25 protein-coding genes are annotated in these 23,422 nt (G+C 64.5%); 13 read left to right on the forward strand and 12 right to left on the reverse strand.

The annotated features are described in order from the left end of the window. The first annotated feature begins 121 nt into the window (after nucleotides 1–121). On the forward strand, nucleotides 122–1,213 hold the full coding sequence (locus AmiPiv_RS14795; protein WP_340038243.1) for a methyltransferase domain-containing protein: 1,092 nt from the start codon (nucleotides 122–124) through the stop codon (nucleotides 1,211–1,213). 35 nt (nucleotides 1,214–1,248) lie between these two features. On the opposite strand, the gene AmiPiv_RS14800 is transcribed toward AmiPiv_RS14795, so the two are convergent. Then, complete coding sequence (locus AmiPiv_RS14800) at nucleotides 1,249–2,043, reverse strand: polysaccharide pyruvyl transferase family protein (protein ID WP_340038244.1); 795 nt, start codon at nucleotides 2,041–2,043, stop codon at nucleotides 1,249–1,251. Nucleotides 2,044–2,130: 87 nt separating this feature from the next. Here AmiPiv_RS14800 and AmiPiv_RS14805 point away from each other — a divergent pair, with 87 nt between their 5' ends. Beyond that, nucleotides 2,131–2,928, forward strand: coding sequence for a glycosyltransferase family 2 protein (locus AmiPiv_RS14805; protein WP_340038245.1), 798 nt, complete (start codon nucleotides 2,131–2,133; stop codon nucleotides 2,926–2,928). A 16-nt stretch (nucleotides 2,929–2,944) separates the two neighbouring features. Here AmiPiv_RS14805 and AmiPiv_RS14810 read toward each other — a convergent pair whose 3' ends face one another. From AmiPiv_RS14810 to greA, 3 genes are all read right to left on the reverse strand, one after another. Then, on the reverse strand, nucleotides 2,945–3,676 hold the full coding sequence (locus AmiPiv_RS14810) for a glycosyltransferase family 25 protein (protein WP_340038246.1): 732 nt from the start codon (nucleotides 3,674–3,676) through the stop codon (nucleotides 2,945–2,947). 181 nt (nucleotides 3,677–3,857) lie between these two features. Further along, on the reverse strand, nucleotides 3,858–4,940 hold the full coding sequence (locus AmiPiv_RS14815) for a glycosyltransferase family 4 protein (RefSeq protein ID WP_340038247.1): 1,083 nt from the start codon (nucleotides 4,938–4,940) through the stop codon (nucleotides 3,858–3,860). 41 nt (nucleotides 4,941–4,981) lie between these two features. Next, nucleotides 4,982–5,455: a transcription elongation factor GreA gene (gene greA, locus AmiPiv_RS14820; protein WP_340038248.1), complete on the reverse strand. Its 474-nt coding sequence runs from the start codon at nucleotides 5,453–5,455 to the stop codon at nucleotides 4,982–4,984. 285 nt (nucleotides 5,456–5,740) lie between these two features. On the opposite strand from greA, the gene AmiPiv_RS14825 reads away from it, so the two are divergent. Beyond that, entirely contained in the window at nucleotides 5,741–6,874 is a 1,134-nt protein-coding gene (locus AmiPiv_RS14825) for a PQQ-dependent sugar dehydrogenase (protein WP_445206959.1), read from the forward strand. Nucleotides 6,875–6,992: 118 nt separating this feature from the next. Here the strand turns inward: AmiPiv_RS14825 and AmiPiv_RS14830 are convergent, their stop codons facing one another. From AmiPiv_RS14830 to AmiPiv_RS14850, 5 genes are all read right to left on the reverse strand, one after another. Next, nucleotides 6,993–7,391 (reverse strand): hypothetical protein, encoded by a 399-nt coding sequence (locus tag AmiPiv_RS14830; RefSeq protein WP_340038250.1) that lies wholly within the window; start codon nucleotides 7,389–7,391, stop codon nucleotides 6,993–6,995. Nucleotides 7,392–7,444: 53 nt separating this feature from the next. Continuing rightward, nucleotides 7,445–8,347 (reverse strand): hypothetical protein, encoded by a 903-nt coding sequence (locus AmiPiv_RS14835; RefSeq protein ID WP_340038251.1) that lies wholly within the window; start codon nucleotides 8,345–8,347, stop codon nucleotides 7,445–7,447. A gap of 176 nt (nucleotides 8,348–8,523) precedes the next feature. Continuing rightward, a complete protein-coding gene (locus AmiPiv_RS14840) occupies nucleotides 8,524–9,057 on the reverse strand; it encodes a tetratricopeptide repeat protein (protein ID WP_340038252.1) in 534 nt (177 codons plus the stop codon). 193 nt (nucleotides 9,058–9,250) lie between these two features. Next, the gene (locus AmiPiv_RS14845; RefSeq protein WP_340038253.1) at nucleotides 9,251–9,826 is read right to left on the reverse strand and encodes a tetratricopeptide repeat protein; all 576 of its coding nucleotides are present in this window, start codon (nucleotides 9,824–9,826) and stop codon (nucleotides 9,251–9,253) included. 63 nt (nucleotides 9,827–9,889) lie between these two features. Beyond that, nucleotides 9,890–10,240 (reverse strand): DMT family protein, encoded by a 351-nt coding sequence (locus tag AmiPiv_RS14850; protein WP_340038254.1) that lies wholly within the window; start codon nucleotides 10,238–10,240, stop codon nucleotides 9,890–9,892. A 160-nt stretch (nucleotides 10,241–10,400) separates the two neighbouring features. Between AmiPiv_RS14850 and AmiPiv_RS14855 the strand changes: the two genes are divergently transcribed. The 5 genes from AmiPiv_RS14855 (at nucleotide 10,401) to AmiPiv_RS14875 (ending at nucleotide 15,227) form a co-directional block, all read left to right on the forward strand. Further along, nucleotides 10,401–10,826 carry a DUF3775 domain-containing protein gene (locus tag AmiPiv_RS14855; RefSeq protein WP_340038255.1) on the forward strand — a complete coding sequence of 142 codons (426 nt, stop codon included), beginning with the start codon at nucleotides 10,401–10,403 and terminating at the stop codon, nucleotides 10,824–10,826. Between the two features lie 388 nt (nucleotides 10,827–11,214). After that, nucleotides 11,215–11,799 carry an extensin-like domain-containing protein gene (locus tag AmiPiv_RS14860; protein ID WP_340038256.1) on the forward strand — a complete coding sequence of 195 codons (585 nt, stop codon included), beginning with the start codon at nucleotides 11,215–11,217 and terminating at the stop codon, nucleotides 11,797–11,799. Nucleotides 11,800–12,215: 416 nt separating this feature from the next. Then, nucleotides 12,216–13,016: an extensin-like domain-containing protein gene (locus AmiPiv_RS14865; protein ID WP_340038372.1), complete on the forward strand. Its 801-nt coding sequence runs from the start codon at nucleotides 12,216–12,218 to the stop codon at nucleotides 13,014–13,016. A gap of 123 nt (nucleotides 13,017–13,139) precedes the next feature. Continuing rightward, the gene (locus AmiPiv_RS14870) at nucleotides 13,140–13,847 is read left to right on the forward strand and encodes an LssY C-terminal domain-containing protein (protein WP_340038257.1); all 708 of its coding nucleotides are present in this window, start codon (nucleotides 13,140–13,142) and stop codon (nucleotides 13,845–13,847) included. Between the two features lie 72 nt (nucleotides 13,848–13,919). Beyond that, a complete protein-coding gene (locus tag AmiPiv_RS14875; RefSeq protein ID WP_340038258.1) occupies nucleotides 13,920–15,227 on the forward strand; it encodes a hemolysin family protein in 1,308 nt (435 codons plus the stop codon). A gap of 214 nt (nucleotides 15,228–15,441) precedes the next feature. On the opposite strand, the gene AmiPiv_RS14880 is transcribed toward AmiPiv_RS14875, so the two are convergent. Then, nucleotides 15,442–16,047: an NADPH-dependent FMN reductase gene (locus AmiPiv_RS14880; protein ID WP_340038259.1), complete on the reverse strand. Its 606-nt coding sequence runs from the start codon at nucleotides 16,045–16,047 to the stop codon at nucleotides 15,442–15,444. A 108-nt stretch (nucleotides 16,048–16,155) separates the two neighbouring features. On the opposite strand from AmiPiv_RS14880, the gene AmiPiv_RS14885 reads away from it, so the two are divergent. Beyond that, nucleotides 16,156–16,524, forward strand: a complete 369-nt coding sequence (locus AmiPiv_RS14885; protein WP_340038260.1) for a winged helix-turn-helix transcriptional regulator — start codon at nucleotides 16,156–16,158, stop codon at nucleotides 16,522–16,524. Between the two features lie 368 nt (nucleotides 16,525–16,892). Here AmiPiv_RS14885 and AmiPiv_RS14890 read toward each other — a convergent pair whose 3' ends face one another. Then, nucleotides 16,893–17,285 carry an acyl-CoA thioesterase gene (locus tag AmiPiv_RS14890; protein ID WP_340038261.1) on the reverse strand — a complete coding sequence of 131 codons (393 nt, stop codon included), beginning with the start codon at nucleotides 17,283–17,285 and terminating at the stop codon, nucleotides 16,893–16,895. Nucleotides 17,286–17,465: 180 nt separating this feature from the next. On the opposite strand from AmiPiv_RS14890, the gene AmiPiv_RS14895 reads away from it, so the two are divergent. Continuing rightward, the gene (locus AmiPiv_RS14895) at nucleotides 17,466–19,082 is read left to right on the forward strand and encodes a GMC family oxidoreductase (RefSeq protein ID WP_340038262.1); all 1,617 of its coding nucleotides are present in this window, start codon (nucleotides 17,466–17,468) and stop codon (nucleotides 19,080–19,082) included. A 173-nt stretch (nucleotides 19,083–19,255) separates the two neighbouring features. Then, on the forward strand, nucleotides 19,256–20,470 hold the full coding sequence (locus AmiPiv_RS14900; protein WP_340038263.1) for a mandelate racemase/muconate lactonizing enzyme family protein: 1,215 nt from the start codon (nucleotides 19,256–19,258) through the stop codon (nucleotides 20,468–20,470). A gap of 277 nt (nucleotides 20,471–20,747) precedes the next feature. Here the strand turns inward: AmiPiv_RS14900 and AmiPiv_RS14905 are convergent, their stop codons facing one another. After that, nucleotides 20,748–21,686: a diacylglycerol/lipid kinase family protein gene (locus AmiPiv_RS14905; RefSeq protein WP_340038264.1), complete on the reverse strand. Its 939-nt coding sequence runs from the start codon at nucleotides 21,684–21,686 to the stop codon at nucleotides 20,748–20,750. Between the two features lie 153 nt (nucleotides 21,687–21,839). Between AmiPiv_RS14905 and AmiPiv_RS14910 the strand changes: the two genes are divergently transcribed. Then, nucleotides 21,840–22,274 (forward strand): DUF4383 domain-containing protein, encoded by a 435-nt coding sequence (locus AmiPiv_RS14910; RefSeq protein ID WP_340038265.1) that lies wholly within the window; start codon nucleotides 21,840–21,842, stop codon nucleotides 22,272–22,274. 9 nt (nucleotides 22,275–22,283) lie between these two features. Continuing rightward, the gene (locus AmiPiv_RS14915; RefSeq protein ID WP_340038266.1) at nucleotides 22,284–23,414 is read left to right on the forward strand and encodes a hypothetical protein; all 1,131 of its coding nucleotides are present in this window, start codon (nucleotides 22,284–22,286) and stop codon (nucleotides 23,412–23,414) included. Nucleotides 23,415–23,422: the final 8 nt, after the last annotated feature.

Consider the following 23,422-nt stretch of genomic DNA (forward strand, 5'->3'; position numbering starts at 1 on the left):
GGCGATGAATCAGATTTGCTCCCGTCAGTCCCTGCAAAAATACGGCTACCCGGCTTGAACTTGGCCGTCGCCAAGCATAGTGCGGCAGTACGTTCATTCACGATCTGGAAGCGGAGGCCACATGGCATTCGAAAATTTGAGAAGGAATTTGGCTGTTCGACTGCGCAGAGTGCGCAGTGCACAGACTGCGACATTTGATAAGTCGGCAATCGGCCAGTTTCACTTCTATCAATTTAAGGCATCTACCGCGGACTTTTTTTTCAGGCGGCTGCAACGAACGAACGTGCAGGTGGTAGACACCCCGCACTTTGCATTGGCCAGCGCACTGGCCACGGGAGATAAGGCCGCGATCGCAACGGCGTCCGACTACTATCTGGACTACCTGAAGGCCAGCTGGGCCACCGACGACAAAAATCGTATCGAACGCCGTCTGGCGGATTTTCGCAGTCACTTTGAAGCATATCGTGCAAGCAACAAATCGCGGCCTCCGATCCTGACGCGCCTCGAACCGAACGGAAGCTTGTTTGTCGTCGACGGCAACCACCGCACTGCGTTCGCGCTAGCGCTCGGCCGCACCATCAAGGCCGAGATTTGGCCGATCGATTTGGCGTTCCTCAAGTATTCGCACATGAAGGAGTACTACGGCACCGGAAACAGGAACCTGCCGTATCAGAGTCTGTTCTTCAATCGACAAGAGATCATCAATGGACGGCGCAATGACGCCATTCGTCGCCTGCAAATGATCCCTTCTCATGTGCTGAACGGATCTAGGATACTTGACGTGGCGAGCAACGTGGGAATGAGTTCGCTTCTGGCACGCTCACTTGGAGCCGGTTCATCGCTCGGCCTTGAGATTTCGCCGGCCATGGTGGACGTAGCCTCTCGCTTCGCCATGTTCGAGGGGCTGCATCCGACTGTCGAATTTCGTCGCTTTGACGTGGACAACGATACCTTGCCCGCGACCGAGACTTTCGACACGGCTTTCATGTTCTCGATCTACAGCCATCTGCGGAAACCGGAAAATCTGGTCCGCATTGCGCGAGAAAATGTAAGCCGCTATGTCGTCTTTGAGGCGCATCCTGGCCATCAGAAGGAGAGATATAGCTCCTTCTTCGACAGCGGATTGTTCAGATCAGTCACGGAACTCGGCGTACTCCCGCAATCCATTTTCAGGCAGAAGCCCGACCGCATTCTGTGGCTTTGCGAGAAATAGAGTTTACACGCGTCGAAAACGCGCTGCAGAAAAGCCTACAAGTTCATTAGCTTGAAGGAACTCTCCAGCGCATTTTGCCGCTTCTCCACCACGGATCGCTCCGAGCGCACTGCCTGATCTTCCAGTTTGCGCAGATCGCCCCCCAAGGAGATGGGGGCTGGCGCCTCCCTCTCCATGCTCAGGAAATAGTCCCTAAACTTCCAGTCAACCCCAAAGACCTTATCTCCGACCTTTGTCCATAGGTGAGGAATTCCAAGTGCATCGGCCGCAATGACACCATGCAAACTTGACGACACAATAAAGTCACACGACATTATTTGTCTGATTGTCTCGAGAAGGTCAGGATTGCGAAGATTTATTACAATGGAATTTTCCGTGCCATTGCTGACCTCGGATATGATGGAGGCATCAGCATCTACGACATGAGGAATAATTCCCCATCTGTACCTTTTTGCAACCAAAGGCTGCAGCCGATCGATGAGCAGTCCCGGGTCGCCAAGGGGTAGATCAGGGTCAAGGTTCATGGCATCCCGCGTCAGTGGACCGCGGACGGCAAATACGTCCAATCTGCGATGCTTCCGCACGCGATGCGGCTTGAATGAACCCGAGCCCCAGACTTTGATCCTGCTCAGTCGAAACGCAATGTCTCGTCTCCACTGCTTGCGTACGACGGTGTCGATTAGGCTACCTACCGCCACGACGTCGCAGTGTGGAACGGTTCTATGCACCACTTCCTTGCCCGACAGGTGGCGAACGATGAGCGGCGAAATGCTGTCACCAAAGTTGATCCCACCCGTATCACCGCCCCACCAGAATAATTTAATGGGCATCGTATGCTCTCCACCCCTAATCATACATCAAGCTGCCCATGCTCACGTGGGCGCCACATCAACAGTGCCTGCCGGAGTCTCCAAGCGATGAACCAGGACCGCCTGCCAATATCCGCCTACATTGTCTGTCGCGACGAGGTGGACATGATCGGCCCTTGTATCGAAAGCCTCGCAATCTGCAATGACATTGTCGTTGTCGACTCGGGCTCCACCGACGGGACCCTGGATCTGCTGGAGTCTTACCGTCAGCAAGGATACCCGATACGCCTGTTTCACAACCAGTGGCCTGGTTACGCACGCCAAAAACAGTACGCACTGGACCAAGCCAAGGAAGAATGGTGCCTCAACCTCGACGCAGACGAGCGCCTCGACGCAGCCTTGGCGAATGAATTGAAGGCGCTGGTACGCGCTCCAAGGCATGTGGGCGCTTGGCGCATCAATTTCAGGATCTTTCTGTATGGATATGGATACACGCCTGAATCCGTGCGGTACGGAGGAAGCGTGCGACTGATGCGGCGAGGTCGCGCAAAATACAATATCGAACAGCTAGTTCATGAAGGGGTAATCATCGACGGAGAGATTAAAACGTCAAAAAAAGGTCACATCCTTCACGCAAGGTCAATTTCAATCGCAGAACAGATTCAGAAGGAAAATCAATACTCAAGCCTGAAGGCCGAGCAACTATTTAGGAGCGGAAATACTCCACGAATATTCCGACTTTTCACAAGTCCTATTTTCTATTTTATCAAGATATTCTTCATAAGAAGATATTTTCTATGCGGCATGACAGGATTCATACATGCAACGATAGGATCAATATACTCATTTATGACAGAATCAAAACTATATCAGATTCACTACAACAGTAAACTTCCGAAATCATAATGATCACTATAATTACCTATTTTGGTGCAACGTCGACACCTCGACGCACAGCAAAGCGATAGATTGAACGCTTTATTTCTCGAGCAAGAACCTCGCCAATTCTCTTGCCTTTGTTTTGAATCATCGAGCCACCGAACGCGGAACTCACTTCTCGAACACAGATAGGCCGCGAAGACAGCACGCGAATCGGGTGCAGCCGCCGCAATTGGATTGTAGTGTCCACCGGACGATCGAATTGGCACGTGGTCTCGAGCAGGCCGGCCGCAGCGCCTGGGCCAACAAGTTGCATCACCATTCCCAGACCAGGCAACCTTGGCTCGAAAACTAGAGATGCGCCCATTTCGGCATGTATCTGTCCGTTCTCGTTCATTTTTTGGGGAAAGCGAAGGTAGTCGGCACTACCGAACGTCTGCTGAACAGCCGAAAGGATCTCAACGAGCTTGGCAACGTCGACATCAACGTCATCCTCTACGATCAGGCCCGCGTCCAGTCCTTTGTCGAGGATCGACTGCCATGCCTTGCGGTGCGACAGGAAGCAGGCGATCTCGGTTTTCCGCAACTCGAAGGGGTATCTCGGGCTGTGCAAACGACGACGATAGACCTTGGCAATGTCGTCGTCGGAGAGGGTCAGTCCATCGACTGCATCGACGATGTTGGCCGGCATGGGCAACGCCGCCGCGAGCGCGTCCACCTGCTGCCGCCGCGCGGTCGCACGCTCGAGGTGAATGATGAACGCCTCAATTTTCAATTTGCACAAGCTTCCCGACAGCACAAAGACATACCCGCAAGAGCAAGTTTCACCTCAAGCTGCATTTCCACAAAAGACAATATTGGGTCAGAAGGAAGGCGTCTGATCCAATGAAAAATTTTGTGATGCCTTGCCCAATACCTTCCAGAGATCGGAAAGTACTTCTTGTTGGCGACGAAAATTACTGTCCCCATACCCGCTCATACACTTCGCGCAGCCCGGCCGCCTCGCCCTCGAGCCGGAACCTGACCCGCACGTCGTCCAGGCCGCTGGCGCCATGCGCCACCGCCAGTTGCGGATCGGCGAGATAGGGGCGGATCGCCTCGCGCAAGGCGTCGCCGTCGCCGGCCGCCACCACCGTGCCGGTCACGCCAGGCGTGACGATCTCCGAATAGGAGCCGGCGTCGCTCGCCACCACCGCAGTGCGCGACGCCATGGCCTCGAGCGGCGTCAGCCCGAAGCCCTCGTTGCGGGACGGGGCGACATAGAGCGTCACGCGCCGGTACCACACCGCCACGTCGGGCACCTCGCCCAGGAAAAGAATGCGCTCCGAAAGCCCGGCCGCAGCGATCCGCCGCCTGAGCTCGTCGGCGAAGCCCTTGTGCTCGGCCGTCACGCGGCCGGTGATCACGGCGGTCCAGTCCGGATGGTCGGGCAGCAGCGCGATCATCGCATCGACGAACAGGTCGGTGCCCTTCGAGTGGCGGACGCGGCCGAAGCAGCCGATGGCGTATCTTCCGGGCAGGCCGGCGGCGGCGAACCGGTCGTCGGCCTCCCGCGCGGGATGGAATTTCTCGAGGTCGACCCCGTGCATCACCACCTTGTGCGGCACGTCGAGGAAGCCCCCCGAGAGCCGGCTCGTCGCGATCACGCCGTCCATGCGGCGGATCAGCCACTTGGTAAACGGCCTGTGGTCGCGCTGGGCGGCGGAGGTGAAGACGAGCCTGAGCGGCGCCCGGCAGACGTGCCGCAGCGCGAGCCCCGCCACCATCTCGACGTTGCGCCGCGCATGCCAGATGCGCGGCCGCCCCGAAGCCGGGCGCCGGAGCAGCGACGGCAGCTGCCACCAGCGCATCTTCGGCAGGTTGTCCGGCAGGCCGGGACCGACCACGGCAATGCCCAGCTCGCGCGCCTGCAGCGGCACCAGCTGCACGATGGTGCTGGTCACCCCCGACAGGCGCTTCTTCAGGTTGGGGGCGATCACCTCCACCCGCGCCATATCGACCGCGCCGGCGCGTCCGGCCGGGGCGTCGATCACGGTCATGTTTGCCTGTTCCGGCCTCGCAAGGCCCATCCGCAACGACCTCAGATGAACTGGATCTGGACGATCTCGTAGCCGCGCGCGCCGCCCGGCGCGTTGACCTCGATGGCGTCGCCCACTTCCTTGCCGATGAGCGCGCGCGCGATCGGCGACGAGATCGAGATGCGGCCCGCCTTCACGTCGGCCTCCTGGTCGCCGACGATCTGATAGGTCTTCTCTTCCTCGCTGTCCTCGTCGACCAGGACGACGGTCGCGCCGAACTTGATCTTGTCGCCATTGAGCTTGGTGACATCGATCACCTCGGCGCGCGCGATCAGGTCCTCGAGCTCGTGGACACGGCCCTCGTTGAGGCTCTGCGATTCCTTGGCCGCGTGATATTCGGCGTTCTCGGAAAGGTCGCCGTGCGAGCGGGCCTCGGAAATCGCTTCGATGATGCGCGGCCGCTCTTCCTGCTGGCGCCAGCGCAGCTCTTCCTTCAACGTCGCGAATCCACCCGCCGTCATCGGAACCTTGTTCATAGTCGACCTCTCCTGGCCCGTGCCCCGCAGCCCGCCCTGGGCGCCGCGAGGCACAAAAAAAGAAAACGGTCCGGAAGCCTCGGCTAACGGAACCGTTTCACCTCAATCTCATCCGAATATAGCAATCCTGCCGCAGAATTCACGTCAAAAAATGCGCCGGCTGCCCGACAGCTGTTGGCAAGTCGCATGCAACGCCGCGGCAGCTCACCCGCTTGTGATTGAAATGGCGCCGCTTTGTTGCTCTGCTGCCGTTGTCCGTCCGGTTCGTTCACCTATGTCCCGATCATGACGATGAAATCATCCCTCCTCGCCACAGCGCTACTGTCCGTGCCCCTGCCGGCCGACGCGCAGGTCCGCAGCTTCGAAACGGATGTCGTGGCGCTGCGCGCCGACATCGTCGCCGGCGGCCTCGAGAACCCGTGGGGCCTCGATTTCCTGCCCAATGGCGAGGCGATCGTCACCGAGCGGCCGGGCCGCATCCGCATCCTGACCCAATCGGGGCTGTCCCAGCCGGTGGAAGGCGTGCCCGAGGTGTGGGCGCGCGGCCAGGGCGGGCTGTTCGACGTCGCCGTGGCCCGCGATTTCGCCGGTTCCGGCACGATCTTCTTCTCCTATGCCGAACCGGGCCGCGGCGGCGCCGGAACGGCCGTGGCCCGCGCAAGGCTGGTACGCGATGGCGCCGCCGCCAGGCTGGAGGATGTCAGGGTCATCTATTCCATGGCGAGGAAATCCTCGTCCGGGCTGCAGTTCGGCTCGCGCATCGTCGTCAACGACGACGGCACGCTGTTCGTCACCACCGGCGACCGCGGCCAGGCGAAGCGGGCACAGGACATGCAGGACACCGCAGGTGCCGTGCTGCGCATCGAGGCCGACGGCTCGATCCCGGCCGACAACCCCTCGCCCGACGGCAAGAGCATGGCGGCGGAAATCTGGTCCAAGGGCCACCGCAACATCCAGGGCGCCACCTTCGACCCGGTGCTGGGCGGCCTCGTCACCGCCGAGCATGGCGCCCGCGGCGGCGACGAGATCAACCGCCCGCAAGCGGGCAAGAACTATGGCTGGCCGGTGATCAGCTACGGCGTCGAATATTCGGGCGCAAAGATCGGCATCGGCACCGCGGCGCCAGGCTACGAGCAGCCGCTCTACTACTGGGACCCCTCCATCGCCCCTTCGGGGCTCGCCAGCTACCAGGGCGCCATGTTTCCCGAATGGAAGGGCGACCTTTTGGTCGGTTCGCTGAAATTCGGCCTGCTCAGCCGGCTCGACCGCGACGCCAGGGGCAGGATCCTCGACGAGGAACGGATGCTCGACGGCGCCTTCGGCCGCATCCGCGACGTCGACATCGCCCCCGACGGCTCGGTCTGGCTGCTGACCGACGAGGCCGACGGCGCCATCATCCGGCTGTCGCGGGGCGATTAGGGCATTTTGCGGCCAGCGGAATCGCCTGGCGTCGCGCGGCTCAAGCGGCGGGGCTGCACCCGTCGGAATGCCCGCCGCCCTGCCCCATCCACCCTAAGCAACAGGCAAGGTCAAACGTTCAGAGCGCGCCGACAAGCGCGCCGAAGGCGGCCAGTATGGCGGCAGCGTTCTTCATGCCCGCAATGGTCTTCCTTGCCTGCTGGTAGGCGTCGTCGAGCTTGGCCCTTGCGCCCTTGAAGGCATCGGTCAGGGGTTGGTAGTTCTCGCTGTCGAGCGCAATCTGGGTGAGTTTGGCAAGTTCGACGAGGACGACGTCCATCAGGCGGTTGTAGTGCGGCCGCATGCCGGGATTGCGGCGCGAAAGCTCGGCCAATGCGGAATGGGTGGAAGCCAGCGCCTCCCGAGCCGCCTTGTTGGACAGCGACCGCTCGACGACCAGATTGAGCGCCGCGGCGCGCGCATGTCCCGTGGCGGCCTCGAACGCCTCGGGCGCCACGCTGACGCCGTGCAAAAGCAACCGACGTATCTTTCGGTTCCGGTTGGCTATCAGCCTGCCTATTTCGTCCGAGTTCATTTGCTGGACCTCGCTTCGTTGACGGCCTTGATGAGGGCGGCGAGATCATTTGCCACCGACGCGAATGCCTGGACCTGCTCGCTTGGGTCGCCTTCGCCGGTCGCCAAGGCCTTGTGGGCGGCCGCCAGCCTGGAAAACACCTCGTCCAAGCCTTCCAGCTTTTCTTGCAAGGCAAAAGCACCGTCCACATCGCTGCGGGCGACCAGGTACTCCTTGTAGAGTTGCAGCCGGTCAAGCCGGCGATCGCGCCTGATTGAATCAAGCGTCTCCAACCGCTTTGTCTCGTAGCTTTTGGTCTGCTCTCTTGTCTCGAGCGCAACCGTGCGCACGCTTTCCGGCATCCTCGCTGCGAGGTCCTGCACCGCAGGATCGACCTGCCTGATCACGTTGCGGACCGACCGGGCGTACCGATCCTTCAGGCCCAGCCCGATCAGGTTGCCGCCGAGATTGAACGCCGGCTCGACGATCGGAGCGGCGGAGGGCGACGCCGCCGCCGCGAGGCCGCCCGCTGCCGACGCCATCTCCTTGGCGGCGCTTGCCAGTTCCGCAGTCACGCCTTGGTCCGCTGCCCGGCTGAGCGCCCTGGCATAGGCGCCCAATGCCGCGAGCACGGCCAGTTGCGCGTCGGCGGTCACGATCAAAGCCGCGTCCTGGTCATTCAACCGCAGCTGGTAGTTCGGATTGCCCGACGCATACGCGAGGCTTTCGCGCTCGCGGCTGATGCCGACCGCCAGCATGCGATTCGTTTCGAGGGCATTTTGCATTGCAGACGAGGACACCGACGCCGCATTGGCAAAGGTTTTGACGTCGTCGTCCTGCGGCAGCGCGGCACATGAAGCCACGCCCAAAATTGCTGCAATGAAAAATGCCCAATGACTCAATCGACTACGACTGGTCATCGCCCCGCCCCCGGATTATTGCAGGCAGGCTAATACTATTTATGGTTGAGTCAACACTACATACTCGAAATTTGTTAGAGAACGTCGAAAGAAAAGGGCGTAGGGCAGTAAGGGAGTAAGGGAGTAGGGGAATAGGGCGGTTTACGGTCCGACCTACTCCCCTACCCCCTACTCCCTTACCCGCGCAGATAGGCCTCGATCTGCTCTGCCAGCATGCCGTATTCGCGGCAGCCCTTGCCGCAGCGCTTCTCGATCTCGGACAGCTGCACGCGCGCGGCCGCCACGTCGCCCAGCATGAGCTGCGCCTCGCCCATGTACTCGCGCACCAGCGTGTAGTCGGGATCGTTGCGCAGGGCCTCCTGGTAGTAGCCGAGGCCGACCAGCACGCGGCCGGCCTTGCGGTGCGAATAGCCGAGATAGTTGAGGATGCGCGGGTCGGTCTTGTCGGCGGCGAGCGTCAGCACCTTGATCGCCTCGTCGTACTTGCCGTCCATGGCCAGTGCCCGGCCGGTCTCGTAGAGGTCGTTGTCGTCGATCATGCCCGATTTGGGCGGTTCGCACTTCTTCGTCTTGCTGTTGTAGACAAGGCCCGTGCGGCACTTCGGCGGAGCGTTCGAACTGCCGCTCTCGCCCGCGGCGAGGACCGGACCAACCAACAGCGGCAGCGACACCGTCGCGCCGGCCAGCAACTTCGCAAATCGGGACTGCATCGCCACCTCCTGTGCTCTGCCCACGCAGATTAACGCAACGGGAAGGCGATTTCATCCGGAGCTTCGAGGCGCGACGTTCGTAGGAGAGTAAGGCAGTAAGGGAATAGGGGAGTATGGAGGGCGGAAGGAAGCATCGTCGCCACGTACTCCCTTACTCCCCTAACCCCCCTACTCCCCTACTCCCCCTACTCCCTCACCCTCGCAGATAGGTCTCGATCTGCTCCGAAAGCAGGCCATATTCGCGGCACCCCTTGCCGCAGCGTTTCTCGATCTCGGACAGCTGCAGCCTGGCCCCGGCGACGTCGCCGAGCGTCAGGTGGGCCTCGCCCATATATTCGCGCACCGGCATGTAGTCGGGATCGTTGAGGATCGCCTCCTGGTAGTAGCCGAGGCCGACCAGCACGCGGCCCGCCTTGCGGTGCGAATAGCCGAGGTAGTTGAGGATGCGCGGGTCGGTCTTGTCGGCGGCGAGCGTCAGCACCTTGATCGCCTCGTCGTATTTGCCGTCCATGGCCAGCGCCCGGCCGGCGAGATAGAGGCTGTTGTCGTCGATCATGCCGGACTGTGGCTTCTGGCATTTCTTGGTGCGGGTGTTGTAGACGAGGCCGGTGCGGCATTTCACCTGGGTGCCGTCGTTTCCGCCACCGCCGCCCGACGTTCCACCGCCTCCGCCGCCGCCGCCGCCGCTATCGGCCGGGAATGCAGGCGCCGCAAACAGCGGCAGCGACACGAGCGCACCTGCGATGAGCTTGAGATAACGGGACTGCATTGCTACCTCCACCATGCGTTTTCCTGCGAGGCAAACGCATGGGAGGCGCGGTTTCGTCCGGCCTCAGCCGCGGAAGATCAGCCCGGCCCCGCCGGCGATCAGCACGAAGCCGGCGACGTGGTTCCAGGTGATTCCTTCCTTGAGGTAGAAGACCGAGAAGATGACGAAGACGCTCAGCGTGATCACCTCCTGCATCGTCTTCAGTTCGGCCGCCGAGTAGACCTCGTGGCCGACGCGGTTGGCGGGTACGGCGAGCCAGTATTCGAAGAAGGCGATGAGCCAGCTGAAGATGACCGCCGCATAGAGGGGCGCCGCCTTGAACTTCAAGTGGCCGTACCATGCGAAGGTCATGAAAACATTGGACGCGATCAGCATCAGCACCGGAAAAATCTTCGGCGACAGCAGCATAGCCATGTGAGGGTCCGCATCTGGGGAAGGAGGCGCGCTTTTCCGACCTGTCCGGCGCCATGTCAAGATGCAGGTTCCGCCCGAAACAACGAGTTGATGACGTGGCTGCCAAATGCGCTATCATCAGCGCGGGAGGCAGACCTGAGGCGATACCTGGAGCACGGTCGTGCAGCAGCGGCGCGAGAAGGATTGGGAACTGGCAATCGGCCCGGACACGGTTAGGCTGTTCATCCTCAAGGCCAAGGCCATCAGTGCCGCCGTCAACGAAGACTACGAGGACGGTTCCGAGCACGAAATCGAGTTCGACGGCGACGTGCGCGACAACCACCATCACGACGGCCTTGCCGAGGAGGAGGAAGAAGACCTCACCGAGAAGGAGCTGCGCGAGCTGATCGACGACCTCAATGTCGACGAAGCGGCCGAGCTGGTAGCACTTGCCTGGCTGGGGCGCGGCGATTTCGACGCCACCGAGTGGACGGACGCCGTCGCCGAAGCCCGCCTGCGCGGCAACCGCCGCACCGCGAAATACCTGCTGGGCATGCCGATGCTCGGCGCCTATCTCGAGGAAGGCCTCGAGGCGCTCGGCGCCTGACCCGGCATCACCTCCCGCTCCGGTGACAAGTGCGTCACCGAATGTGATCGCCTTCGGCGCGTTCCCGGGCAACCCTTCCGCCAGGTCGCCGTTGTCGGCGATGCATTTCCGCAAGCCTTTCCCCCCGTCTCTGCCGGTCCTGACATTCGCTATCGCCAGCTTCGCGGTCGCGAGCGCTCCGCTGCCGGCGGCAGCCGTTGCCGTCGAGCTTCCCGAAAGGGCACCCTTGCCCAGCGCCGCCCCCGCCCCGCCGCCTCCCGAGCCGAAGCCAGGCGAAGGTCGGCAGGCCGCCATCCCGATCCCGCAGCCGCGCCCTCCGCGCGCCGACCGCCTGCCGCAAAAGCCGCGGGAGCCGCGTGAGCCGTTCGGCCCGCCGGCACCGCCGAAGATGCTGCCCGACCCACGCTCCGACGCTGTCAGGCCCGCCAAGATGCCGCCGGCCGAAGTCGCGTGCCGCAGCCGCCTCGAGGCGCTGGGCGCCGCTTTCGACGAGGCGGCGCCCGAGGTCAGCGCGGACGGCTGTGCGCTGCCCTTCCCGATAAAGTTGTCGCGCCTGTCGAAGTCGGTCGGCGTCGAGCCGGATGCGATCGTCAACTGTGCCACCGCCGAAGCCACCGCCCGCTTCACCGCCGATGTCGTCGCCCCCGCCGCCAAATCCACCTTCGGCCAGGACTTGGCCGGCATCGTCCAGGCCTCGGCCTATGTCTGCCGACCGCGCAACGGCACCCGCAAGCTTTCCGAACATGCCTTCGGCAACGCGCTCGACATCGCCGGCTTCGCCTTGGCCAAGGGCAAGGCGATCGATGTCGAGCCTGCCCCGCCGGAGGAAAACGCCAAATTCCTGATGCTGGTCCGCAAGGCCGCCTGCGGCCCGTTCAAGACGGTGCTGGGCCCGGGCAGCGACGCCGACCACGCGCGCCACGTCCACCTCGATCTCGCGCCCCGCCGCAACGGCGGCACCTTCTGCCAATAGATTGACCGCGCAAGCAAATCCAAGCTTCCAGCAAGGTAGAATCCAGACCGGCCGGCCGCATTTCGGCCCCAGCCGTAAATCGCGGCGCTGATCTTTCCTTTACCCTTGCCGGTTAGGCTCGGGGTTTAGGGGGACAGGAGCCCAAGATGGCCGCAAATCTTCGCGCTATCGCCACATTGGCCGGCGAAACGAGAAGCTTGGTGCGCGCGCGCGCATTTCGGCTGGCGGCCTCGCTTGCCTTCACCAGCGTCGTCGTCGCGGCCTGCACCACCGGCGACGTCTTTGCCCTCAAGCCGGCGGTCGACGTCGGCACCCGGACCGCCTCCCTGCCGCCCGTCGAGGTGGCGCCCGTCGAGGTGGCGCCCGTCGAGATGGCGCCCGAGCAGGCCGCGGTTGCGCCGGAGCCCGAGGGCGCGATGATCGCATCCGCACCCGAGGCCGGCCTCGATCCTGTGCTCGACGCGCAGCCGGTCGAACCGACGCTCGACGCCCAGGCCGCGGAGATGGGTGAGATCACGGCCGAATCGCCGCCGCCGGTCCAGACCGCCTCGCTGGTGCCGGCGCGGGGACTGCCGACGCTGGTTCCGTCCAATCCGCAGACAGTCGCCTACCCGCGCCTCGACGATCCCTCCGCCCTGCCGCAGGCTCCCCAGCCGCGCGTACCCGCCGTCATGCCGGCCGACGAGGTCCAGTGCCGCAGCGATCTCAGGGAACTCGGCGTGAAGTACCAGGACCTGCCGACGATCCAGGATGGTGCTGCCTGCGGCGTCGACTATCCGGTCAGGGTTTCGTCCATCGGATCGGTGAAGATGCAGCCCGCCGCCACCGTCAGCTGCGCCATGGCGGCCAGCTTCGCCGCCTGGACCAAGCGCGAACTCGTGCCCGCCGCGCGCCTGCGCTACTTCTCGGGCGTCAAGACCATCCACCAGGGGTCGAGCTATTCCTGCCGCAAGATCGCCGGCACGCGAACCCTGTCGGAGCACGGCAAGGGCAACGCCCTCGACATCATGCGCATCGAGCTCAACAGCGGCCGCGACATCGACGTCAAGAAGCCGGGGCTGTTCGCCTTCCGCACCCGCGGCTTCCTCAACACCATCCGCGCCGACGGCTGCAACTACTTCAACACGGTGCTCGGCCCCGGCTACAATTACGACCACCGCAACCACTTCCATTTCGACATCAAGCAGCGCCGCAACGGCTACCGCGCCTGCCGCTGACCATTCGTTGCGGCACCACTTGCCGGCAACCTATGGGCGCATTAAAAGGCGCGATACATCCGAAGATTTGCACCCTGTACCCGTTCGGAGTTACAATGGGATGCAACTTGGCGGCGGCATTCCATGGCTCGGGGCAAACTGCACAGACAGGCCACTCTGTGGTTCGCGGCCCTTTGCGCCAGCTATATCGGGCTTGCCTATTTCGCGGCTCCCGAATTCTGGTCCTTCCGCATCCTGCGCGACGGCATCACGCCGCCCACACTGGTCACGACCACGCCGCAGGGCATCCCGGGTGACCCGATCAACATCGCGCTGGTCGGCTCGGAGCAGGACATGGTCGATGCCTTCGAGGCCGCCGGCTGGAGTCGCGCCGACGCCCTGTCCCTTGGCTCTTCCGTCGAGATCGGCGAGAGCGTCGTGCTGGACAGGCCCTACCACGACGCGCCGGTGAGCACGCTGCTGTTCGACGGCCGCCCCCAGGACCTGGCCTTCGAGAAGCCCTCGGGGCGGAGCCCGGACACCCGCCATCACGTCCGCTTCTGGCGCACCTTCGTTCGCAGTGACAGCGGCCGTCCCACCTGGTACGGCTCGGCTACCTTCGACCGCGGCGTGGGCATCAGCCACGACACCGGTGCGATCACCCACCACATTGCCGCCGACATCGACGCCGAACGCAAGCTGGTCATCTCCGACCTTTCGGTCGCCGGCCGCATCCTGTCGTCACGGATCGAGCCCGGCAGCGGCTACACCCGCAACGGCCGCAACGGCGCCGGCGACCCCTATTTCACCGACGGCAAGATGGTCGTGGCGGTACTTGCCCCAGCCAAGTAGCGGCACCGCGCCGAAAGAGTTGTGCGAGGCATCTTTTCGAGCCTGCCGGCGAGATGCTATTGAGCGGCGGCTATGCTTTACGCTGAAATCGGTATCGTGGTCGTCCTCATCTGTGTGAACGGCCTCCTGGCAATGTCTGAACTTGCCATCGTTTCTTCCCGTCCGGCGCGCCTCAAGGCGATGATCGACCGCAACGTCAAGGGTGCCGGACGCGCCCTCGAGCTCGGCGCCGACCCGGGCAAATTCCTGTCGTCCGTGCAGATCGGCATCACGCTCGTCGGCGTGCTGTCGGGTGCCTTCTCGGGCGCCACCCTCGGCGAACGCCTTGCAGGCGTTCTCGTCGCCAACGGCATCAGCGCCGGCGCCGCCAACGCGCTCGGCGTCGGCATCGTCGTCGCCATCATCACCTATGCCTCGCTGATCATCGGCGAGCTCGTGCCCAAGCAGATCGCCCTGCGCGACCCCGAAGGCGTCGCCGTACGCGTCGCCCCGGCCATGGCGATGCTCGCCAGGATCGCGCTGCCGCTGGTCTGGCTGCTCGACCTTTCCGGCCGCGCCGTGCTCTGGCTGCTCGGCCAGCGCGGCGAGAGCGAGGAAAAGGTCACCGACGAGGAAATCAAGATGCTGGTCGCCGAGGCCGAGCATCACGGCACCATCGAATCCGACGAGCGCCGCATGATCGCCGGCGTGATGCGGCTCGGCGACCGTGCCGTCCGCGCCGTGATGAGCCCGCGCACCGAAGTCGACTGGATCAACCTGCAGGCCGACGAGGCGGCCGTCCGCAAGCTCTTGATGGAGACCCAGCATTCGCGCCTGCCGGCGGGCGAAGGCTCCGTCGACGCCATGGTCGGCGTGATGCAGACCCGCGAGCTGCTCGCGGCCCTGCTCGCCGGCCGTGCCTTCGACCCGCGCAAGCATGTGCGCAGTGCACCCATCGTCCACGACCAGGCCGACGCGCTCGACGTGCTGGCCACGCTGAGGCAGTCCGACGTGCCGATGGCGCTCGTCCATGACGAGTACGGCCACTTCGAAGGCATCGTCACGCCGGCCGACATCCTGGAAGCCATCACCGGCGTCTTCCGCTCCGACCTCGACGAGGACGAGGCCGACGCCGCCGTGCAGCGCGACGACGGCTCGTGGTTGCTCGCCGGCTACATGCAGGCCGACGAGATGGCCGACCAGCTCGATATCGACCTGCCCGAGAACCGCGACTACGAGACGGTGGCGGGCTACGTGCTGTCGCACCTGCACCACCTGCCCGCGACCGGCGAGTGCGTCGACGCACAGGGCTGGCGCTTCGAGGTGGTCGACCTCGATGGCCGCCGCATCGACAAGGTGCTGGCCTCGCGCCTGCCCGGCACGCACCGCGGAGCCCGGTAGGAAGCGTCCGCACCTCACGAAAACTACCCCTCATCCGCCTGCCGGCACCTTCTCCCCATGAACGGGGAGAAGGATGAAGCGCCGACGCTTACGCCCCCCACTCCCCGCCTGCGGGGAGTGGGTACCGGTGGGGGGCAGATCTTGGCATCGGCCCAAAAGAAAAGGGCGGCTTGCGCCGCCCCAGTCCCTGGGAGGAATTTCAGGAATTCGCCGCTCAGGCGGCCTTGGCCTCTTCGGCGATGAGGTCGGCCTCGCGGGCAAGCTTCAGCGCCCTGGCCCACCAGGTGATCTCCTCGATCAGCCCGTTGGCGGACTGGTTGAGATGCTCGAAGTCGGAGAGCTGCTTCTCGCCCTGGCGAACGGCCAGGAAGTCGGCCCAGACGATGTGCACGGCGGCCTTGGTCGGCGCCATCTGCAGCTCGACGGCATGCATGCGCAGCTGCTCGACGGCGCGCGCACCGCCGACACCACCATAGCCAATGAAGCCGGCCGGCTTCTTGTTCCATTCCTTGGCAGCGTAATCGAGCGCGTTCTTCAGCACCGCAGTCGGGCCGTGGTTGTATTCGGCGGCGGTGAAGATGAAGCCGTCGAACGAGGCCACCTTTTTCTGCCAGCGCTGCGCCACCGCGTTCTGCGACGGCGCCCAGGCCGAGGAAGCCACCTCGTCGAAGAAGGGCAGCGGATAGTCGCGCAGGTCGACGACTTCGAACTCGGCGTCGGTGTGGGTCTTTGCGATCTTGGCGAACCATTCCACCGGCACGTCGGCGAAGCGGGCCGCGCGCGTCGAGCCGACGACGATGGCGATCTTGGGTTTGGACATGGCAGGAACCTTTCGGTATGAAACTTGGTATCCGGGGCGAAACTGGTATATGATCGATACCGACACTATATTGGTAACCGGATAACGCCTGCACAAGGAGGCACTTTTTTGAAACCGAGGCACCCGCACCGCACCGAAGACTGCCGGGCCATAAGTGACATCCTGCAGCGGGTCGGCGACAAGTGGACCGTTCTCGTCGTCGGCAAGCTCGGCGCCGGCCCGATGCGCTTCAACGAGCTGCGCCACGCCGTCGGCGGCATTTCGCAGAAGATGCTGACCACGACCCTGCGCGGACTCGAGCGCGACGGCTTCGTCACCCGCACCGTCTTCCCCACCATCCCGCCGCGCGTCGACTATGAGCTGACCGAGCTCGGCTGCGAGCTCCTCGTGCCCGTCAACGCGCTCGGCGAATGGGCGCGCAGGAACCAGGGTCGCGTGGCGGAAGCGCGCCTGAAGTTCGACGCCGCGGCGCAGTAAACGGAATTGCCATGCGCGTCGGATGGAACGAAGTGTTAGAAGCCGTGCATCAACTGCACTGGTCAAAGGAACGCGAGTTCTCGCCAGAGACGATCAGAAACGCTGAGGATTTCATCGCAAATGCGAGAGTGCGACTGGCACCGCCTGAGCATATCGGGCCGGGGTATTGGCCAACGCTCCAGCTCGGATGGGACTGCTCACCTCCGATATCGGTAGAGATATTCGACGACTCGTACGAATTTTATCGGATACATGAAGGTAGGACCGATATCTTCGAATACGCCCATGGCCCTGGCCAGCCCTTCCCCGAGAAGCTGAACGAGCTGCTTGTTTCAACCTGCGCCCAGCTTCCGAAATCAGAGTGAAGCCTACTCCGCCGGCACCGGCTTCGGCCGCCCCTGCCCGTCCAGCGCCACCATGATGAAATCGGCGTCTGTCACCTTCTCCATCAACTCCGACAGGTAGCGCTGCGCCCAGGCCTCGACCTTGAGCGTCATCGAGGTCCGCCCCACCCGCTCGACATGGGTGTAGATGCACAGCGTGTCGCCGACCTTCATCGGCTTGGCGAAGGCCATCTCCTTGACCGCCGCCGTCACCACGCGGCCGCGGGCGCGCTCGGCGGCGCGGATGCCGCAGGCAAGGTCCATCTGCGCCATGACCCAGCCGCCGAAGATGTCGCCGGCCGCGTTTGCGTCGGCGGGCATGGCGAGCGTCCTCAGCGTCAGTTCGCCCTGCGGCCTGCCGTCGGCATATTGCACCATCTGCGTTCCCCGGATTCGTTCTTGTCCCACCCGTATCGTCGCAGCCGCCGCTGCGTCAACGAAACATCGCGAAAACGACACCGGTCGCATTTTTCACAGGCCATGCCGGAACCGCCGCCGTCGCCGTCCCGTCACGGGATAGTCTGGCCGAGCGATCACACAGGACAGGCCACGGCCCGCATGCAGACTTTCGATTTCATTGTCGTCGGCTCGGGCTCGGCCGGTTCCGTCGTCGCCGAAAGGCTGTCGGCGAGCGGCCGCCATTCGGTGCTGGTGCTGGAGGCCGGCGGCACCGACCGCCGCTTCTTCGTCCAGATGCCGCTCGGCTACGGCAAGACCTTCTTCGACCCGGCGGTGAACTGGAACTATGCGGCCGAGCCCGACCCCGGCCTTGCCGGCAACAAGGACCACTGGCCGCGCGGCAAGATCCTCGGCGGCTCGAGCTCGATCAACGCCATGGTCTGGATCCGCGGCGCGCGCGAGGACTTCGACGCCTGGCGCGATGCCGGCAATCCCGGCTGGGGCTTCGACGACCTCTTGCCCGCCTTCAGGGCGATCGAGGACAACGAGGCCGGCGGCGACGCGCTGCGCGGCACGGGCGGCCCGGTTCACGTCACCGACAACCGCAAGAAGGTGCATCCGCTCACCCACCGCTTCCTCGCAGCCGCGCAAGCTGCGGGGCTGCCCTTGAATCAGGACTTCAACGGCGAGGCCCAGGAGGGTGTCGGCGTTTATCAAATCACCACCAGGGACGGCCGCCGCATGTCCGCCGCCCGCGCCTTCCTGCGCCCGGCAATGAAGCGTGCCAATCTCCGCGTCGAGACCCATGCGCTGGCCACCAGGGTCCTGTTCGAAGGCACGCGCGCGATCGGCGTCGAGTACCTGCAGAACGGCCAGAGCAAGACGGCCCGCGCCGGCCGCGAGGTCATCCTCTGCGGCGGCTCGGTCAACACGCCGCAGTTGCTGCAGCTGTCCGGCATCGGCCCAACCGCGCTGCTGCGCGATCTCGGCATCGGCGTCGTCCACGCCGCCGAGCATGTCGGCCGCAACCTGCAGGACCACCAGGGCATCAACTACACCTGGAAGGCCAAAGTACCCACGCTCAACCAGCTGCTGCGCCCGTGGTGGGGCAAGATGCTGGCCGGCATGCAGTACCTGCTGCTCCGCTCCGGCCCGCTGTCGATGAGCATGAACCAGGGCGGCGGCTTCTTCCGCACCGACGGCAGCCGCGCCCGCCCCAACATGCAGCTCTATTTCCAGGTCTTCTCGACCGTCCTGCCCAAAGCCGGCGAGCGCCCGATCCTGACCCCCGACCCCTTCCCCGGCTTCTCCATCGGGCTGTCCAACTGCCGTCCCGCGAGCCGCGGCGAGATCATGATCCGCTCGGCCGACCCGACCGTTCACCCGCGCATCACCGTCAATGCGTTTTCGGCCGAAAGCGACGTCGCCGAGATGCTCGACGCGGTCAAGTTCCTGCGCAGGCTCGCGTCGCAGTCGCCTATCGCCGACATCGTCGCGGCAGAAGTTTTGCCAGGCCCGTCAATCACTTCCGACGCCGACTTGATTCAGGATTTCCGCAAGCGCTCCGGCACCGTCTACCACCCGGTCTCGACCTGTCGCATGGGACCCGACCCCGCGTCCTCGGTGGTCGACCCGCGCTTGCGCGTCCACGGCGTCTCTGCCTTGCGCGTCATCGACGCCTCGATCTTCCCCGACAACATCACCGGCAACACCAACGCCGCCGCGATCATGACCGGCTGGAAGGGCGCCGAGTTGGTGCTGGAGGACGCGGGGTGAGCAGTTTGAGTGTCAGCGCCGCCCCTCACCCTTACCCTCTCCCCGTTCAAGACGGGGAGAGGGAGACGTCAACGCCGGAGCTGCTTCCTTCTCCCCGTCATTGCGGGGAGAAGGTGCCGGCAGGCGGATGAGGGGCGGCACATGGCGAGCCTAGGTCACCGGGAGGAACCCGCATGAAAATCACCGACGTCAAAACCTTCGTGGTCGACAACCCGCCGCCGCAGACGGGCGGGCGCTACTTCATCTTCGTCAAGCTGACCACCGATTCAAACGTCGTCGGCTACGGCGAGGCCTACAACGCCACCTTCGGCCCCGACGTGACCGCCAGGATGATCGAGGACTGCGCCGCGCGCTACCTCGTCGGCCACGATCCGCACGACATCGAGACCTTCTTCCGCCGCGCCTATTCCTCCGGATTCAGCCAGCGCCCCGACATCTCGATGATGGGCTGCGTGTCGGCGCTGGAGATGGCCTGCTGGGACATCATCGGCAAGGAGGCCGGCAAGCCGGTCTACAAGCTGCTCGGCGGCCAGGTGCACGAGCGGCTGCGTTCCTACACCTACCTCTATCCGAGGAGCGGCAGCGTCTTCCCCGGCGAGACCGAGAGCAGGAAGAACGTCTACAACGACCCCGACCTCGCCGCCGAAACGGCGCTCGCCTATGTCGCCCAGGGCTTCAACGCGCTGAAACTCGACCCCGCCGGCCCCTACACCGCCTTCGACGGCCACCAGCCGCGGCTCGAGGACATCGATCTCTCGGTGCGCATGGTCAAGGCGATCCGCGAGGCGGTCGGCACCTCCGCCGACATCTTGTTCGGCACCCACGGCCAGTTCACCGCATCAGGCGCGCTGCGCATGGCGCGCGCCATCGAGCCCTACGACCCGCTGTGGTTCGAGGAGCCGGTGCCGCCGGACATGCCCGAGGTCATGGCCGAGGTGGCGCGCGGCACGAAGATCCCCATCGCCACCGGCGAGCGGCTGACCACCAAGTGGGAGTTCGCCCGCGTCATCGAGAATCGTGCCGCCACCATCCTGCAGCCGGACCTCGGCCGCTCCGGCGGCATCCTCGAGACCAAGAAGATCGCCGGCATGGCCGAGGCCTATCACGTCCAGGTGGCGCCGCACTGCTATTGCGGGCCGATCGTCGGCGCGGCCAACATCCAGCTCGCCGCCACGCTGCCCAACTTCCTGATCCTCGAATCGATCAAGACCTGGGACGGCTTCCACGCCGATCTTTTGAAGCAGAAGATCGAGTGGCAGGACGGCTGGGTCATCCCGTCGAAGGAGCCCGGCCTCGGCGTCGAGCTCGACGAGGCGGTGTGCGAGGCCCATCCCTGGACCGGCGGCCCGCTGCATCTCGAGATGACGCCCGACCCGCTGTTCCCGTGAGGGGCGTCTCCGTCCCACCCCCCTCTGCCCTGCCGGGCATCTCCCCCTCAAGGGGGGAGATTGGCAGCTTCGGCCAATGCGTCTCTACTGCAACGTCGGCGATTGCCGAAGGCAGCGATGACGGCCGATCTCCCCCCTTGAGGGGGAGATCGGCCGTCAGGGCAGAGGGGGGTGGGACGGATCGCGATCTATCAAGACGGGAGCGGCACGGACCCGCACCCCCCGCAAAATCAGCCCCTTGCGCGGCCTTTCCGACTCAACCTCCGAACCGCCTCGCTTAGCACCTCACCTTGAGCGCCATGGGCACCATCTCGTAGGTCGCCGGGATATGCCCCGGCGACTCGCCGTCGATGTCGACGAGTGCCGCGTTCGCCAGCGGGTCGCCCAGCGGCTCCACCGTCACCTTGCGGCCGCGCAGGATGGTGATCGCCGGATGGTTGCGGTGGCGCCCGCCATAGAGCAGGCGGATGTCGAAGATGAGCTTGAGCTTGCTCGCCGCCCGCAGGATGACGATGTCGAACAGCCCGTCGTCGGGTACGGCATCGGGCGCGATCATCATGCCGCCGCCGAAGAACCTCTCGTTCGCCACCGCCACCAGCGCCACCTTGGCCTCGACCGGCACCCCGTCGTCGACGGTGATGCGCACGTCCTGGAAGCGGTAGCGCAGGAACTCCGTTACCGTGCGCCAGAAGAACAGCGCCTTGGCCGACACCCTGCCCTTGCGGCGGTCGTTGTTGACCGCCCGCACCGTCGCGCCCGACATGCCGAGGCTGGCGATGTTGACGAAATGCCGGCTGGCCAGGCGGCCGTGATCCTCGATGAAGGAGATGCGCCCCGCGTCGATCACCCGGTCGGCGCCGTCGGCGATGCGGTCGACGGCCGACTTGGCGTCGACCGGGATGCCCAGCCCGCGCGCGAAGTCGAGCCCGGTGCCACAGGGCAGCACGCCCAGCACAGCACCCCTGCCCGTTTCGGCCTGCATCTGCAGGATGCCGTCGGCGACCTCGCTGATCGTGCCGTCGCCGCCGGCGGCGACGACGACCTCGCAGCCGAGCGCCACCAGGTCGCGCGCCAGCACCGCGCCGTCGCCCGGCTCCTCGGTCTCGCGGAATTCGACGTCGTCGAAGCGGTCGGAAAGCGCCGCCGCCACCTCCGCCCAGTGGGCGTCCAGCCGCCCGCCTCCAGCCACCGGATTCCTGACCACCCCTAGCTTCACGAACCAAAACCCTCCCCGGCAGCCGATGCCCCCCATTGTTGGCCGTCGAAAGAATTGCGCAAGAGGCGAGCGCGCCGCCCGGCCGACTTTCCCCACCCGTTCACCTCGCCCGGGAATCGGCTAGTATCGCGCCACGAAATGGGGAACGGGCACATGTCGCTGATCCAGAAGCTGGCCGTCGCCTACGCGGCGCTGTTTTTCGTCGTCGTCGCGGTCGGCTACGTGCCGGCCTTCAACGACGCTGACGGCAATCTCTTCAGCCTGTTCTCGCTGCAATGGTACGACGACCTGCTGCATGCCTTCTCCGGCGTCTGGGCGCTGGTCGCCGCCTTCGTGTCGCACCGCCAGTCGGTGCTCTATTTCAAGCTCTTCGGCGCGGTCTACCTGTTCGACGGCGTGCTCGGCCTGGTCACCGGCTCCGGCTACCTCGACGGCGGCATCTTCATCAACGGCTTCCGCTCCTTCGACGACATCGAGCTGCCGACCCGCTTCTTCGCCAATGCCCCGCATCTGGCGATCGGCGGCTTCGCTGTCTTCGTCGGCTTCTGGCTGTCGCGGCGCGTGCGCGCGTCCCTCGCTGCGGGCTGAGCCGGCACGATGTTCCTGCTCCGCCTCCTCAAGCGCCTCGTCAAGGCGGTCGTCCTTGTCGTTGTTCTGATTCTGCTAATCCCGGTCATCGGCCTCGCCTACGGCTTCCTCACCACCGATGCCGTCGACAGCGAGCCCCTGCCCGGGACCGCCGAGGGCGCCCCGCCCGCGGCGCTCGCCGAACAGGTCCGCGCCGAGATCGCGGGCTACCAGCGGCCCGAGGAGTCGACCTTCCTCACCTATCCCGAGTGGGCGATCGTCTATGCGGCGCGCGAATATGCCGGCTTCGTCGACCGCGGCAATCCGGGCGACTTCCCCTACTGGGCCTATATCGGGCGCTTCTGGCAGGACTATGCCACCGTCATCCGCGCCTCGGACGAATACCCGTTCAACTTCGCCAACCACCAGATGCTCGCCGTCATCGGCACCAGCCACACGATCGAGCATGTCCTGCAGTGGGCCTACGAGAACACGGTCGGCCGCATCACCTACATGACCGGCGGACCGTCGAACCCGGCCGACCGCTACCTCGCCCGCACCGCCGGCGAATATGCCGCCTTCCTCGACCAGGTGCCCTGGTACGAATTCCCCTATGCCGAAAAGCGCGCCGGGCTGATGGCGCTTGCCGCCGGCCCAGGCGACGATCCGGTCCGCATGGCCGAGCGCAAGTTCGCCTTCGGCCTCGCCTACTCCGTCAAGCAGACCTATGCCGACCTCATCGAGGCCGGCCTTTCCGCCACCTCGGATCCCGCCCAGCTCGATATCCATGTCTGGGCCAAGGGGCCGGTTGCCGAGGCGATCGCCGGCGAGCCCGACACGCGCCTCGAAAAGGATTTCGGCGACGACGGCGCGGTCTTCGTCACCCGCCGCTACCAGGTCTTCACCGACATGATTCCGCGCCTGCTCGGCAAGGGCGTGCGTTTCGTCGAGATCGGCGGCAACGACGAGATCCTCGTCTCGGTGCTGAGCGGCGATGCGCTGGCCACGCCCGAGGGCGCGCGCCAGCTCTTCGCCTACCAGCTTCCGGCCGAGCCTTCCGCCCGCCGCACCGGCCTTGTAGTGGCCGTTCGCAAGCTCGACACCGTGCTGCCCGCGCTCGCGGCCTCCGGCGCCCGCCTCGAGCACGTCTACGACTACTGAGCCCTTGC

Source organism: Aminobacter sp. Piv2-1 (assembly GCF_037625995.1).
In the GTDB taxonomy this organism is placed as follows: domain Bacteria; phylum Pseudomonadota; class Alphaproteobacteria; order Rhizobiales; family Rhizobiaceae; genus Aminobacter.